General features: G+C 39.5%; 13 protein-coding genes and 1 pseudogene. 13 read left to right on the top strand and 1 reads right to left on the bottom strand.

The annotated features are described in order from the left end of the window. The first annotated feature begins 6 nt into the window (after positions 1-6). From RDN93_RS15905 to RDN93_RS15895, 3 genes are read left to right on the top strand one after another with little or no spacing between them, the layout of a single operon-like run. Complete coding sequence (locus tag RDN93_RS15905; protein WP_308746424.1) at positions 7-573, top strand: sigma-70 family RNA polymerase sigma factor; 567 nt, start codon at positions 7-9, stop codon at positions 571-573. Between the two features lie 11 nt (positions 574-584). Then, complete coding sequence (locus RDN93_RS15900) at positions 585-1,325, top strand: hypothetical protein (protein WP_308746423.1); 741 nt, start codon at positions 585-587, stop codon at positions 1,323-1,325. Beyond that, complete coding sequence (locus RDN93_RS15895) at positions 1,316-3,721, top strand: CHAT domain-containing protein (protein WP_308746422.1); 2,406 nt, start codon at positions 1,316-1,318, stop codon at positions 3,719-3,721. Before RDN93_RS15900 ends, RDN93_RS15895 begins: the two co-directional genes overlap by 10 nt. Before the next feature lie 223 nt (positions 3,722-3,944). Here RDN93_RS15895 and RDN93_RS15890 read toward each other — a convergent pair whose 3' ends face one another. Further along, positions 3,945-8,390 carry a translocation/assembly module TamB domain-containing protein gene (locus RDN93_RS15890; protein ID WP_308746421.1) on the bottom strand — a complete coding sequence of 1,482 codons (4,446 nt, stop codon included), beginning with the start codon at positions 8,388-8,390 and terminating at the stop codon, positions 3,945-3,947. Between the two features lie 302 nt (positions 8,391-8,692). Here RDN93_RS15890 and tsaD point away from each other — a divergent pair, with 302 nt between their 5' ends. From tsaD to RDN93_RS15840, 10 genes and pseudogenes are all read left to right on the top strand, one after another. Then, positions 8,693-9,712, top strand: a complete 1,020-nt coding sequence (tsaD, locus tag RDN93_RS15885) for a tRNA (adenosine(37)-N6)-threonylcarbamoyltransferase complex transferase subunit TsaD (protein ID WP_308746420.1) — start codon at positions 8,693-8,695, stop codon at positions 9,710-9,712. Positions 9,713-9,766: 54 nt separating this feature from the next. Further along, entirely contained in the window at positions 9,767-10,999 is a 1,233-nt protein-coding gene (locus RDN93_RS15880) for a competence/damage-inducible protein A (RefSeq protein WP_308746419.1), read from the top strand. Positions 11,000-11,121: 122 nt separating this feature from the next. After that, a complete protein-coding gene (rpmB, locus tag RDN93_RS15875; protein ID WP_004314359.1) occupies positions 11,122-11,382 on the top strand; it encodes a 50S ribosomal protein L28 in 261 nt (86 codons plus the stop codon). A gap of 21 nt (positions 11,383-11,403) precedes the next feature. Next, positions 11,404-11,592, top strand: coding sequence for a 50S ribosomal protein L33 (gene rpmG, locus RDN93_RS15870; RefSeq protein WP_002560155.1), 189 nt, complete (start codon positions 11,404-11,406; stop codon positions 11,590-11,592). 17 nt (positions 11,593-11,609) lie between these two features. Beyond that, positions 11,610-11,768: a DUF4295 domain-containing protein gene (locus RDN93_RS15865; RefSeq protein ID WP_308746418.1), complete on the top strand. Its 159-nt coding sequence runs from the start codon at positions 11,610-11,612 to the stop codon at positions 11,766-11,768. Positions 11,769-11,908: 140 nt separating this feature from the next. Next, on the top strand, positions 11,909-12,868 hold the full coding sequence (gene ftsY, locus RDN93_RS15860) for a signal recognition particle-docking protein FtsY (protein ID WP_308746417.1): 960 nt from the start codon (positions 11,909-11,911) through the stop codon (positions 12,866-12,868). Further along, entirely contained in the window at positions 12,865-14,175 is a 1,311-nt protein-coding gene (gene rimO, locus RDN93_RS15855) for a 30S ribosomal protein S12 methylthiotransferase RimO (protein WP_308746416.1), read from the top strand. Before ftsY ends, rimO begins: the two co-directional genes overlap by 4 nt. Further along, on the top strand, positions 14,168-14,440 hold the full coding sequence (locus tag RDN93_RS15850; RefSeq protein ID WP_308746440.1) for an HU family DNA-binding protein: 273 nt from the start codon (positions 14,168-14,170) through the stop codon (positions 14,438-14,440). Before rimO ends, RDN93_RS15850 begins: the two co-directional genes overlap by 8 nt. 12 nt (positions 14,441-14,452) lie before the next feature. Next, positions 14,453-15,745: an HU family DNA-binding protein gene (locus RDN93_RS15845; RefSeq protein WP_308746415.1), complete on the top strand. Its 1,293-nt coding sequence runs from the start codon at positions 14,453-14,455 to the stop codon at positions 15,743-15,745. A gap of 237 nt (positions 15,746-15,982) precedes the next feature. Continuing rightward, a pseudogene (locus RDN93_RS15840) lies at positions 15,983-16,122 on the top strand (ATPase); the annotation flags it as partial.

Here is a 16,122-nt window from a genome sequence, read left to right as displayed (position 1 = left end):
CGAAAAATGAAGAAAATATATTGGCTAACCGGACTATTCAAACATAACAAGGAGATAGATTACCTATATAATTTATATAAGCCGTCTTTCATCTCATTTGCTTTGAAGAATTATCCTATTGAAGAAGAAACGGTTGCTGATATATATCAGGAAAGTTTCATGAGCATGTGCCAAAATGTTCAAGATGGAAAATATGTGGAGAAAGGAAGTTCTTTAAAAACTTATCTATTCGAAATCGGAAAACATCAAATATGCAAATATCTGAATAAGCACCACATTGAATATATGCCTATCGAAAATCTATCTTCCGAGTGGTTCGAGCAAAATGATTATATGGAAGAGTGGACAGAAGCACAAGATGTAGTCAGTCAACTGATTGAAAAAGCGGAAGATGACTGTGGACAAGTATTAAAACTTTATTATTGGGAACGACTGAAAATGGTGGATATCGCCAAACAAATGAACTATAAAACCGAACAGGTTGCCAAGAATAAGAAAAGCTCTTGTTTGCGTCGATTCGCTTTTGAACTTAAAAGAAGATTAGCGGAAAAAGGAATTAATTGGAAACGTTAAAAGAAAAAGTAATGGACAGAACAATATCAGAACAACAGATAGACCGTTTCGTACAGAATGAAATGACACCTGACGAACGGGAACAATTCGTCCTTTCCATGAGAAATGACAAAGAATTGAAAGAACAAGTTGCCATCCGGTACTTGTTGTTAGAAGGCACATTAATGAAAAATGAAGAAAAAGCCCGGATGGCGCTTACAAACACTGTGCATGCAGATAGTAGAAAAAGAATTCATTGGGTTGCGGCAGCCTGTATCATTCTTTTGTTGGGAACAGTGGGATGGTTTGGTAACCAGCCTTTGCATAATCCGCAAGAACTATACCCGATCTATCATTCTATACCAGTAATCGAACGTGCACGTGGTGGACATGACTTGGCCGAAAAGTATGCTGTCGTGAATGCCCGGTTGGCAGAATGGTATGAACAGGGTAAATATAAAGATATAGTCGACTGGTATAATCGTAACCGACAAGAAAATACTATTGACGCGCTACCCGATTACACCTCATTATTTATAGCCGTTTCCTTGTTGGAACAAGAGAAAGCAGGGGACGCAACGACCATTCTTCTGCGGACAGAAAGCACCGATTATCGAGAAGAAACGGAATGGTTATTACTTTGCTGTTATTTGAAAACCAATCAACGGGAAGAAGCTGAGGAACTTGCAAATAAAATACAAACAGAAAAAGGCATATTTGCCAATGCAGCCGGGCAAATAAAAACTGACTTGAAAAAGAAGAGATGGTTTTAATCAAACGTTTTGTCGGAAGCTTATGCTTCCTGGCAATTGCTTACAATGCAACTGCTCAAAAGTCTATATGGAGCGAACCTCTAATACAAGAAGGACTGGAACGTATCCAACGATTGGAAAAATCATCCAATGACAGCTTATTGTATGCGCGCGAGTTATTCTCGCTTGCTCAATATTGTCAACGTAGAAATATGTATAAGCAAGGAGAAGAGTTATCTCAATTATCCATTCAGATATTAGAAGCTAAATTGGCAACAACACAACAGGAAACTGAGGACATACATTTATATAAAGATTTAATAAATATATATACATTTGTAGGAAATAACAAACTAGGGTATAAGGGAAGTGTAATCCCCAGTGGAATGATTGAATCAATTTCAGCAGTGAACTATACTCAATCAATAGTCATAAGAGCCTTAGAATTAACACAAAAAGGTATCCAGACCGGAAACAAGGCTTTTCTAAAAGAAGCTGAAGATTTGTATGCAGATATATCTGATAACTGGGACAGGGCAAGTATCTACTGCTGGGAAGCCGGGAATTTCAAGGAAGCCATTTATTATCTAACCCAGGCACTGAAATCTAAAAGAAACGAAAAAGAGCGTACTTTGATTGAAAACAGGTTAAAAGCGTTGACCTTATTAACAGATTCTTCTTCTACAGGAGATCAGTATCTGAAAGTTGCCGAGCAAATGTATCACCCGATATCTCTTGCTGAAATCTTATATAGCCAAAGGTTACCGGATTATTTTAAGATGTTCAGGAGTTCTGCACGGAAATATGAAATGGAAGGAAATCTCCAGAAAACGTCTGATGTTTATCATCGAATACTGGAATTGCTTACATCGAATATAGAAAAGGATTTGCCCTATTTACTGCCGGCTGAACGTAGTAATTTATGGGATATTTTTAAACCCTGCTACGAAGAAATGGAATTCTTTATGTGTGACAATATGATATGCGGGACATGGGAAGAAATATCGGAACTGCTTTATGAAAGCCAACTACTGAAAAAGGAACTATTTACAACCGTATCCTATAAGCTTCAAGAAACAATATCCACAGCACAGGATAGTTATGCGTTTCAACTGCAACAGCAGATAGAAAAATTACGTTTCAGTGAAAAGGCTTTCAGAAATCCTTGGCAGAGCAATTATATTCAAAAATTAGAAAACGAAATCACGGTGCGTAATATGGAATATGTATTAACTGATTATCTGAAAAAGAAATATCCGGCTAAATATTCATGGCACCACGAATGGAAAGAAATAGCTGCTTCACTTTCACCAAAAGAAGCGGTAGTCGACATTGTCAGTTTACCTGTATCCTATAATTTTATTGATAGAATATATATAGCTATTGCATTTACCGCCAAAGATACACTGCCTCAGTTAATCCCTCTGACCACAAAATCAAGTTTGCACCAATTGTTTGTTCATAATAAACTGTATTCCCGATTATGGCAACCAATTGAAAAAGTAATATCAGGATGCGAACATATTTATTTGTCATTAGATGGTGATTTAAGTCAAATACCTTTTGCAGACTTACATAATGAGCGACAGTATATCTCCGAAAAATACATTCTTCATCATTTATTATACACCGGAGATATTCCTTTCATAAAATCGCAGAGAGATAATTCGGGGCATACACACAGAGATATTTTCTTTTTTGGAGGAGCAAAATTCAATATACAGCCCGAAGATGATAACCAGGAAAAACTGCGTGGACAAGGATTTGCCTATTTGCCAGGTACAGTAGAAGAAATCAATAGTATAAGCCAACTTCTTTCCAACCAATGGAGAATCCACAAATATATTGGAGAAAAGGCCAATGAATCTTCATTCAAGCAACTCTCCAATCAATCTTTGTCAGGTGCCGTCCTACATGTGGCAACTCATGGTTTCCACCTAGAATATAATGATTCGATACAAAGTACTGCCATGCATCATAATGGAAAAAGCGGATATGAAGATCCTCTTATGCGCACAGGCTTTATTTTAACCGGTGCTAATAAGAACTGGATTGAAGAGCTTCCCTTAAATGACGAAAATGACGGAATACTTACAGCACTGGAAATCTCATCTATGAATCTGACAGGTATTGATCTTGCTGTTCTCTCTACTTGCCATTCCGCACAAGGAGAAATTCGCGATGGAGAGGGGACTTTTGGGTTGCAACGCGCTTTCCGCTTGGCAGGGGTACGTTCTATGATTATTAGTCTGTCAGAAATACCGGATAAAGAAACAGTAGAGTTTATGACCGGATTTTATCGGTATTGGCAGCAAGGGATGAGCAAATCAAAGGCTTTCACGAAAATACAACGAGAAATGATTAGCAAATACAGGTATGAACCCAAAAAATGGGCTGGCTTTATACTAGTTGAATAAGACTAATATTAAAAAAGCCCTTTTATTGATGATGATATCAAGGACTATTTAAATACTTATAGATTTTTATCTATATCTGTCGAGCAGTAGAAGTAGAGCAGAATATGTCACCTCATTATGCCATACACCATCTACATATTCTCTAATACCACTTATCGGACTGCATGAAGAATAGTAAAAAATTACCGAATTTCAGGGAAAACAGTGAGAATGCTCTTGTTTATCATTGCACACGCTGCCTTTTTAATTCTGACTTTGCCGCATTATCATTTCCGATACTATCTATCTGTTGCTTGATCTTTTCTTCCCGTTTCCGTTTATTGCGCAACTTCCACTTATTCCAAAAGAACAAGTCACTCCATTTATTGAAATCTTTCTTATACATAATACCTACGCCTTGCGTAGTCAAGTTAGTTTTCGTATAGTAACGATCATTCGTTTCATTATACGCTTTTAAACGAATATCCCCCGAGCGGTTTATCAGCCATTCTGCTTCAAAGTCCCCTACAAAGTTCGTATTCGCCATTGGATTGTCCCGGTAGCCGAAGTTTCCATTAATCAACAATCTGTTATTCAACAGTTGACCGGACAAAATACCTTCCACTTCCATATCCGTCCAACCTTTATCTCCAGTACTCAGATTTGTTCCGATATTCCAGTTATTCGTTTCAAAAACCTGTGATAAGGCATTGTTTAACTGACCGGACAGAGTAGAAGAGAGCACCGATGACATCACATTGGAATTCTGATTATTATTCCGGGCATCTTCTGTATAGAACTTGCCGATACCCAACAAATAAAGAATCTGCATATTCATTTGCTCTTCCGTACTGATATAGTTGCGTACCAATGTCTGCACTTCATCTCTTTCATTCGGAAGCTCGATACCCAGTTTTATAGTCGGGCGTACCAGCATTCCACTCAAATTCATGATACAATTCACCCGCACATTAGGTTGCTGTATAATGGTCGAAGCATCAGGTATCAAATCATTCAAAGAAGCAGAGTTCACAGTATATGAAGCCTGTATGTCCATATTGGCATCCAAAGGAGTGCCGTTGAAAGTTATCGTACTTCCATCTTTAATTACGAAATCCTTGCGAATGACTTCCTGCAAACTGAACTTATACACCCCCTGAGTGATTCTATAATTGCCGAACATCTTCACATCGCCTTTATTATAGAACTCCGTCCTGATATTTCCCGTACCTTTTCCGCTGATATAATCTCCGGCAACCGGATCCATGATAATCCGCATCGTAGCATCCGGTGTTGCATCCACCAGAATATTCAGGCGGATATCTGTCTTTTGCTCCTCTGTCTCTGCCTGGCGCTTCTGTTGCATCTGGTCATAGTAAGAAATGATTTGAACAGAATCCTGAATAGTGCGACGGGGTGTCTTATCCACAAACTTAATAAACTGATTGCTGGTAGCTGATGCCACACTACCATTAATATAGGTAAAGGTAGTATTCCGATTCGTCGTCATAGCAGCATTTACTTCCAATCCTTGAGCTGCGTTCCCGGAAAGCAGCACATTTCCGGTGCCATATACCGTACCATAGAAAGGCATATCTGCCGACTCCTTCGTATTCATAACAAGCATATTATCAGCTTGTATCTCAAAACGATAATTCAAGTTCTTAAAATGCAGGAAATGCAAATATCCGTTTATTCTTCCGGAATGCCCTTCCATATCGGAAATATACATATTATTGAATGTCAATCCGGTAGGAGCAAGGTGAATCGTATCCTTAACGGCAAAATGGGTATTCAATATATCAAATTTCATGGAAGCATCTGTCATAACTGCACCATCCAAGTTCAACCCCTTGAATTTTCCATAAAAATGGACTTTACCTGTTCCCCGTCCTTTTATATCAGTGGCAATAGACTTCATATAATGCTCAAGGAATTTCAGATTCAGTTCGTTTGCTTCGATATTCAAGTCAAGTCCACTTTCAGGTTTTAATGGGTAGATAATACCGGTGACACGTGATGGAGCAGGAGTTATATCCTGAATAGATGCATCCAGGCGGATACCTCTGTTTTCATTATCCCATTCACCATATATATCCAAGTCACCCAGACGTCCTTCGTTAAGAGAGAAATTCTTCACAAATAAGCGAGTATTCATTACAGGCTTTTTTAGCACACCGCTTGCGTAAGCTGTTCCCGTAGCGTCACCTTCAAAGTTTACGTCATCAGAGATACTTGCAATATCGAATACATATCCCATATTAATATCCTTCAAATCGACTTTAACCGTGTCTTCGGGATTGTCGGAGAGACGCCCGTTGATACGCACATAACGATCTTGATGACTAAAATAGAAATTATTCACATCTACCTTACCCGAATCCACCACTACTTGCGAAGGATGTATCTTCCAAAGGGTATCATTTAAAATAATATCTGTTGGCTTCACATCCACCATTGCTTTCAACAGCGGCTTTTCTCCTTCGGTACGCAAGAATTTGGCTACGGCGGCCAATTGTCCGCTATATGTTACTGCCGCACTGTTTCCCCAATTCAAAGTCGTACTGACATTATCGTCTTTCGCTTGCGCATCCAATGAAAGATTCACTGCTCCCTTCTTTTTCAAACTGGTTAAACGAACCCGCGCACGAATATGCTCTGCCGGATTTTCACATAGAATCATACCAGACTCTATATAGTTATTCTTATATTGCAAACGCGGGAAATATCCTTCCACGCGCAAACGCTGCATAGGATCATTAAAATACCCCTTCAAAGTAGAATGAGTATATACTGTCAGTGGAATATCAAAAATAGTAGATAAGATATCTGTATTATATATATGTATATCAAACAGGAAATTATTGTGTGTTTCAATCGGCTTTTTAGGCGGCAATATCAGAGAGGGAACATACTTTCTCATGATATTCAGAATACTGGCAGGCAACGTGTGATACTGGAATTTTCCCTCTATGCTTGCTGTCAAGAACTCGGAAGTCAGTCTCAGTTGATTCTCGTCATTTTGCTTTGTTGCCCGGATATTCATGTTTTTCATAAAATACTCTTTATCCGGAGCTGCAAACTTCAAACTATCTACATTGATTTCTCCAATCATCTCGTCCACAGAACCGCCCGTAAAGTTGGCTTTCAGTTTCAAAGAAAACTCCGAATCCGGATACTTGGCAGTGAGATTCAAATCATTTGGCCGTACTTTATCCACTACTGCAAGAAAATTAAAAGTCGGAACCTTGGAAGTGACATTGACATCCCCATTCAAATAGATGGAACCATTTGGATCGTCCAAGGCGACCTTGCCATTAAAGCCCCCCCGTTTATATTCCCCGTCCAACGTAATATTCTCATATCTATATCTGCTATAATCTATGGAGGCAATCAAGCCTTTTAGTTCAACAACAGGAAGCTGGTTTGCCATGTGCCGGCCATGCACATCGAGATTGAAAGTAATTTCTCCCAGCTTTTCATTAGCCAATAGGTCACCGAGCCTAAAATCTTCTGTTTTCACTGCACCGGAATAAGCAAATAGTCCCTTACTCTTATCCGAACTTAACTTCAAGTCAGTCTTTACGCTACCCAAACTGGTACGTAATTGCCCATAAGTAACCAGATCTGTGAAATACCCGGAGATTTCTCCCCGGAAGCTAACATCACCCAAACGTTCAAGGACAGGAGGAACCCCATTATAATTGTGATTCAGATTACGTACTAAAAAGCCGACGCCGCGAGTATTTGCCGAAAGTTCGGAAAGAGTGCCATATACATATGCATCTTGCGGGCGCGACAAATCCTGTAGCGACACATCTCCTCTGAGACGGAACTGCCGGTCGTCCGCTGTAATCTCCAAATGCGAACAAGTCAATTGATCGACCGTACCTTTTATTTCCATATCCAACGTGACCGGTTCCTTAAAATGCGACAAAACAGGTACAAAAGGTGAAATGTCTTTTAATGTAACTTGCGACGGTAGCGTACGGAAAGAAAAACGAACTTGTTCTGTAAAATGATTGAAAGATTCCAAGCTATCATATAGCAGATGTATGGTATCCATTTTCAAGGAAGTTTCAGGAAGTTCGATAGCAAAGTTATCAATATTCGTCTGTTTACTATTAGCAATCAATTTCAGGCTCAACTTCTTTAAAGAAAATCCCGATGCCTTTTCATCAAGACTTAATCGTTTGATTCCTAGATTCACAGAGTCCTTGCTCAATGCTTTCAAGGAGATGTTAGCAATGATATTCTGGAGCTGGACATGCTTTGCATTAAACTTTCCTGGTGTTTCTTCTTCCGAAAGCACATGATAGGTCATCCGCCCACGGCGAATCAAAATGGAATTGATACGCAAATCAAGCGAACTCTCTTTTTTCACCGTATCCTTAGAGGCGAAAGCATCCAGGACAAACTTAAAATTAGGCGGAGAAGCCGGCGTCTCTTTCTGAAGATTGATATTGAAACCAAAAAGCTGCACACTGCTGATGGAAATCTTTCCTTTGAAGAAAGGCATTATGTCAAATTTGGCAGACAGGCGGGTTACTTTGAGCATTTCCTGCCCGCTTTGATCGTCAAGTAATACATCGTCAATAATAATACGGTTCAACAATCCGATATTAATTCTGCCGATCACGACTTTTGTTCTCAATACTTCGGAAAGTTCTTCAGCCACAAATGAACTCATATCTTGCTGAACATTTGGTATATTCAGCAAGATAATAGCCCCTATATATACTCCCAGTACAATACCGACTACCCAGCGTACAGTCTTTTTCAGCGTTCTGATAAGCGATTACTTTTATTTTGCGAACAAAAGTAATATAAAAAAGTGAGATAGAGAAAAAGAAAGCAATCAGATAAGCCCATGTTTCCGACAAGACCTATTACTTGAAACTCTCTTTTTTATATTCTACAAACAAAAATATAAAATAGTTCGTATGAATCGTAGTTTTATGATTACTTTTGCACCGTTTAATATAAATACTTATGAGTGCAATAATATTAGGAATTGAATCCTCTTGTGATGATACATCGGCAGCCGTTATCAAGGATGGTTATCTGCTGTCAAATGTGGTATCAAGTCAAGCCGTACACGAAGCATACGGTGGAGTAGTACCTGAACTCGCTTCACGGGCACACCAGCAAAATATCGTACCAGTAGTACATGAAGCATTAAAACGTGCCGGTGTCACTAAAGAAGAATTGAGTGCAATAGCTTTCACTCGTGGTCCAGGCTTGATGGGCTCCTTGCTTGTCGGTGTTTCTTTCGCCAAAGGATTCGCTCGTTCTTTAAATATTCCTATGATTGATGTTAATCATCTAACAGGACACGTTTTAGCGCATTTTATTAAAGTGGAAGGAGAAGAGAGTAAACAACCTCAATTCCCGTTCCTTTGCTTGCTTGTGTCCGGAGGAAATTCACAAATTATATTGGTGAAAGCATATAATGACATGGAAATTCTCGGTCAGACGATTGATGATGCCGCAGGCGAGGCAATAGATAAATGTTCAAAAGTTATGGGATTAGGTTATCCTGGCGGTCCGATTATTGACAAACTGGCACGCCAGGGAAATCCGAAAGCATTCACGTTCAGTAAACCGCATATTCCAGGCTTGGATTACAGTTTTAGCGGGCTGAAAACCTCATTTCTGTATTCATTGCGCGATTGGATGAAAGAAGATCCTGATTTTATCGAACATCATAAAGTGGATCTGGCGGCATCGCTGGAAGCGACGGTTGTAGACATACTGATGGATAAATTGCGGAAAGCAGCCAAAGAATATAAAATTAAAGAAGTGGCCGTAGCAGGTGGGGTTTCTGCAAATAACGGGTTGCGTAATTCGTTCCGGAAACATGCGGAGAAATATGGCTGGAACATATTTATTCCTAAATTTAGCTACACGACTGACAATGCGGCTATGATTGCCATTACCGGATATTTTAAATATTTGGATAAAGACTTCTGCTCCATTGATCTTCCGGCCTATTCGCGCGTCACATTATAAGTCGTTTTTGCATACCTATATAATATTAGGAGTATATAATTAAAATAGGAAAATATGTTTGCCGAGATTATAGCCATTGGCGATGAATTGCTGATAGGGCAGGTCGTTGATACTAATTCCGCCTGGATGGGACAGGAGTTAAACAAAATAGGTATTGAAGTCCTTCGTATTATTTCAATTCGCGACCGGGAAGAAGAGATCCTGGAAGCGATTGATAATGCGATGAAAAGGGTGAATATTGTTTTAGTAACTGGAGGACTTGGTCCTACTAAAGATGACATAACCAAACAAACTCTTTGTAAGTACTTCCATACGGAACTGATATTCAGCGAGGAAGTATTTGAAAATGTAAAGCGGGTGTTGGCGGGAAAAATCCCAATGAATGCACTCAATAAAAGCCAAGCGATGGTTCCTAAGGATTGTACGGTAATCAATAATCCGGTAGGAAGTGCTTCTGTCAGTTGGTTTGAAAAAGATGGAAAGGTACTTGTTTCTATGCCCGGAGTTCCGCAGGAAATGACTGCCGTAATGACCGAAAGCGTATTGCCGAGGTTGCAAGAAAGGTTTCAAACGGATGTAATCATTCACCAGACCTTCCTCGTGCAGCATTATCCGGAATCGGTACTGGCAGAAAAATTGGAGTCTTGGGAAAATGCTTTGCCGGAATGTATCAAATTGGCATATCTGCCTAAACTCGGAATAATTCGCCTGAGACTAACCGGGCGCGGACAAAAAAAGGAAAAGGTAAAAGCCCTTCTTGACCGCGAAAAAGTAAAACTGGAGGAAATATTAGGTGAAGACATTTTTAGTGAGGAAGATACGCCACTGGAAATTATCGTGGGCGAACTATTGAAAAAGAAGAAATTAACCGTTTCCACCGCAGAAAGTTGTACCGGTGGAAGTATTGCCGCACGATTGACATCCATCGCCGGGAGCTCGGAATATTTTAATGGCAGTGTAGTAGCTTATTCTAATGACGTAAAAATGAGACTCTTGGGTGTTTCCTCCGAGACTCTGGAATGCTATGGCGCTGTAAGCGAGGAAACTGTAATTGAAATGGTGAAAGGTGCGATGAAAGCATTAAAAACTGACTGCGCCGTTGCGACATCAGGAATAGCCGGTCCGGGGGGCGGCACTCCGGAGAAACCTGTGGGAACTGTTTGGATAGCTGCTGGTTATAAAAACGAAATTCGTACTTACAGACAGGAAACGAATCGTGGAAGAGCCATGAACATCGAAAGAGCAGGCAATAATGCACTACTAATGCTCCGGGATTTACTCAAATAAAGAAAAATAGCCGCCTATAAGTGAATTATTTTAAGAAATCCTTGTTTTATACGGATAAAAGTGCTTACTTTGCGTCCTGTTTGAAATAAGTATAGATATAAAACTATAAAAATAAGATAGAAATGTCGAAGATTTGTCAAATTACCGGAAAGAAAGCCATGATTGGCAACAATGTTTCACACTCAAAGAGAAGAACTAAAAGAACCTTTGATTTGAACTTGTTTAACAAAAAGTTCTATTATGTAGAACAGGATTGTTGGATCAGCCTTAGCCTTTGCGCTAACGGGTTGCGTATTATCAACAAAAAAGGACTGGATGCTGCGCTGACTGAAGCTGTGGCTAAAGGTTATTGTGATTGGAAAAGCATTAAAGTAATCGGCTAAACGTAGAGGAGAAAACTTACAATGGCAAAGAAAGCAAAAGGTAACAGAGTACAGGTGATTCTGGAATGTACAGAACACAAAGACAGTGGAATGCCGGGAACATCTCGTTATATCACAACTAAGAACAGAAAGAATACTACAGAAAGACTTGAGTTGAAAAAATACAACCCGATTCTAAAGAGAGTAACAGTACACAAGGAAATTAAATAATAAAAGAAGTATAACCCATGGCAAAGAAAACAGTAGCAAGTTTGCACGATGGTACCAAAGAAGGTCGTGCTTATACCAAGGTTATCAAAATGGTAAAATCTCCGAAAACCGGAGCATACGTTTTTGATGAACAAATGGTTCCGAACGAAAAAGTACAAGACTTTTTCAAAAAGTAATTGAAATAGCATACACGCTATAAAGCCAAAATCCTCTCATTGTTTATCAGTGAGAGGATTTTTTATTGCTTCTTTTTTTTACTTTTTCAATCCTTTGTTATATCTTTGTAGCATAATGTATTATACAAACAACCGTAAATATGGGATTTTTCAGTTTTTTTTCAAAGGAGAAGAAGGAAACTTTAGATAAAGGATTATCTAAAACCAAAGAGAGCGTATTTAGTAAAATAGCTCGTGCTGTGGCTGGTAAGTCAAAGGTAGATGATGAAGTATTGGATAATCTGGAAGAAGTGCTGATCACATCCGATGTGGGTGTGGAAACCACTTTGAATATTATCAAGCGCATAGAAAAACGTGCTGCTGCAGATAAATATGTCAATACCCAGGAACTGAATCATATATTGCGTGACGAAATAGCTGCCCTGTTAACCGAAAATAATTCGGATGATGTAGCTGATTTTGACGTGCCTGTCGAAAGAAAGCCTTATGTGATTATGGTGGTGGGAGTAAATGGGGTAGGCAAGACTACGACTATCGGAAAACTGGCTTATCAGTTTAAAAAGGCGGGCAAATCCGTTTATTTAGGAGCTGCCGATACATTCCGTGCTGCCGCTGTGGAACAGCTCATGATTTGGGGAGAACGGGTAGGGGTACCGGTTATCAAACAGAAAATGGGAGCTGACCCGGCATCTGTTGCATACGACACCCTCAGTTCCGCTGTTGCTAACAATGCTGATGTTGTCATCATTGACACGGCCGGACGTCTTCACAATAAAGTCGGCTTGATGAATGAGCTGACGAAGATAAAGAACGTTATGAAAAAAGTGGTGCCTGATGCACCGGATGAAGTTTTGCTGGTATTGGATGGTTCAACCGGACAAAATGCTTTCGAACAGGCAAAGCAATTCACTTTGGCAACTGAAGTGACTGCTATGGCTATCACAAAACTGGATGGTACGGCTAAAGGCGGTGTTGTAATTGGCATTTCCGATCAGTTCAAGATTCCTGTAAAATATATCGGATTAGGCGAAGGTATGGAGGACTTACAAGTATTCCGTAAAAACGAATTTGTAGATTCCTTGTTTGGAGAGAATGCATGAAAAGAAAAAGAATTGATATAATTACCTTAGGGTGCTCCAAAAATCTGGTAGATTCAGAGCAATTGATGCGTCAATTGGAGGAGGCGGGATACAGCGTAACCCATGATACGGAAAATCCCCAAGGAGAAATAGCCGTTATCAACACATGTGGTTTTATCGGCGATGCCAAAGAGGAGTCTATCAATATGATTCTAGAATTTGCCGAAAGGAAGGAAGAAGGTGATTTAAAGAAGCTTTTCGTAATGGGATGCCTTTCCGAACGCTACCTTAAGGAACTGGCGGTTGAAATACCTCAAGTGGATAAATTTTATGGGAAATTCAACTGGAAAGAATTATTGCAGGATTTAGGGAAGGCTTATCATGACGAATTGTATATTGAGCGAACGTTGACTACTCCCAAGCATTATGCTTATCTGAAAATATCAGAAGGATGTGACCGTAAATGCTCTTATTGCGCTATTCCGATTATTACAGGACGCCATATTTCCAAATCCATAGAAGAAATACTGGACGAAGTTCGATATTTGGTTTCACAAGGTGTGAAAGAGTTTCAAGTTATTGCTCAGGAATTGACTTATTATGGTATTGACCGATATAAGAAGCAGATGCTTCCTGAACTAATAGAACGCATTTCGGATATACCAGGAGTGGAATGGATTCGCTTGCATTACGCATATCCGGCACACTTTCCCACTGATTTATTCCGGGTTATGCGTGAACGCGATAATGTATGCAAATATATGGATATCGCTCTTCAACATATCAGTGATAATATGTTGAAACTGATGCGTCGACAGGTTACTAAGGAAGATACTTACAGGCTGATTGAACAATTTCGTAAAGAAGTGCCGGGTATTCATCTACGGACGACTTTAATGGTAGGACATCCTGGGGAAACAGAGGACGACTTTGAAGAATTAAAGGAGTTTGTGCGCAAGGTACGCTTCGATAGAATGGGGGCTTTTGCTTATTCCGAAGAGGAGGGTACATATGCCGCAGAAGCCTATGAGGATATTATTCCGCAAGAAGTGAAACAAGCCCGGCTTGATGAATTAATGGATATACAACAGGGAATTTCGGCTGAGTTGAGCGCCGGAAAAATCGGTAAACAGATGAAAATTATCATCGATCGGCTGGAAGGGGATTTTTATATCGGAAGAACAGAATTTGATTCACCGGAAGTGGATCCGGAGGTGTTGATTAATCATGCTGAAAAGGAGCTTGAAATCGGAAAGTTTTATCAGGTAGAAGTGATAGACGCAGACGATTTTGATTTATATGCAAAGATAATAAATGACTATGAATAATAAGGAGTTTACATCTGAACTGGCTGAAAGATTGGGGTACACCATCAAGGATACTTCTGAATTAATAGCATCTTTGTTGTCTGAAATGACAAAAGAACTGGAGGAAGGTAATATGATTGGAATACAAGGATTCGGTTCTTTTGAAGTAAAAAAGAAAGCGGAACGTATTTCAATCAATCCGGCAAGTAAACAGCGTATGCTGGTGCCTCCCAAGCTGGTGCTGTCTTACAAACCCAGCAATACACTGAAAGATAAGTTTAAATAAATATTTCCCGTTATGAATGAAAGACTAACAATTCAAGACCTTACTGACTTATTGGCAGCCAAACATAGCATGACCAAGAAAGACGCCGAAGCGTTTGTTAAAGAGTTTTTTCTCTTGATAGAACAAGCTTTGGAGAACGAAAAGACTGTAAAAATCAAAGGATTGGGAACTTTCAAACTTATTGATGTAGATAGCCGGAAAAGTGTCAATGTCAACACAGGTGAACGTTTTCAGATAAAGGGACATACGAAGGTGTCGTTTTCTCCGGACGCGAATCTGAGGGATACGATAAACAAACCTTTTGCGCATTTCGAGACTGTTTTGTTGAACGAAAACACAATATTGGAGGATACCCCGATAGAGGAACCGGAAGAGGAAGAGGTAAATATAGTTCAGGAAGAACAAATAACCGAACAACCGATTGAAACAGAGACAGTGGTTGAAGAGCCGATTGTTGTTGAAGCTATAAACATAGAAGTAATGGTTGAACAACAGCCGGAAGAATTGCCATTAACTGAAGCCGATAGCGAAAAAGGAGTAGAACAAGAACCGATTGAAGAAGAAATTCCTATTGTTGAACAGCGTCAACTGCCGGAACAGCCGATAAAAGAGACAGAAAGGATTACAGCTGAGCAAATTATCGAGCAGGAACTTCTGAAAGCAAATCTGAAACCTGAAACTCCTGTAGTATTGCCTGAAAAGGAGAATGTAAATCTTTCAGAGTCAGCACAGACTACTACCGCTCCAGACTCTAAGAAAAAGACTCCTGCGAAGGAAAAATCACCGGTCCCTTACTTAATTACTATCATCATTCTTGTTTTGTTGCTATGTGGAGGTGTTATTCTATTCATTTATTATCCGGATATGTTCTCTTCTTCACCCGATAAAAATATGCTTGAGATGCCACCTGTAACAACCCAACCAGTTCATCCAGAAGCACAACCCGCTGACACAATCGAGCATAAAGATACAATTAAAGAAGCTACGCCCGATATGTCTAAAACTGTTGTTACTCCACAACCGGTCGCTAAAAAGGAAGAAATGGCAGCCCCTGCAAAAACAGGAAATAAGGTTGCGCAACAACAACCTGCCGCTTATTTGGATTCGGCGTCATATAAGATTACAGGAACCAAAACTAAGTATACAATCAAAGAGGGGGAAACTTTGACAAGGGTTTCTTTGCGGTTTTATGGCACAAAAGCAATGTGGCCATACATTGTGAAGCACAATCCGAAGGTTATTAAGAACCCCAATAACGTACCATATGGCACAACAATTGAAATACCGGAACTTACAAAAGAATAAATAGCAATAATCCATTCACCCGATCATACAAATCCTGTATTGATCGGGTGAAATGTTATGGATGTACAAAAGCGTATGAAAGTACCTTAATCTAAAGATTTCGCATTGTTTTTTAATAAAAATTAGTTGCAATCGTTAATTATATGGCGTACTTTTGGAAGCAAAATAAAAAGCCTTATACACAGGCAAGGCTTACATCAAATTAATGGGAATTAAATAATAAAATATTAAGTATTTATGGCTGAATCAATTGATATCCGCGAGCTAAATGAGCGGATTGAAAGACAAAGTGCTTTCGTTACCAATCTTACGACAGGTATGGACCAAATCATTGTTGGTCAGAAACATTTGGTTGAATCACTGCTTATCGGATTACT

The organism is uncultured Bacteroides sp., assembly GCF_902491285.1.
Classification (GTDB): domain Bacteria; phylum Bacteroidota; class Bacteroidia; order Bacteroidales; family Bacteroidaceae; genus Bacteroides.
This window is presented reverse-complemented; position numbering and strand designations above follow the sequence as displayed.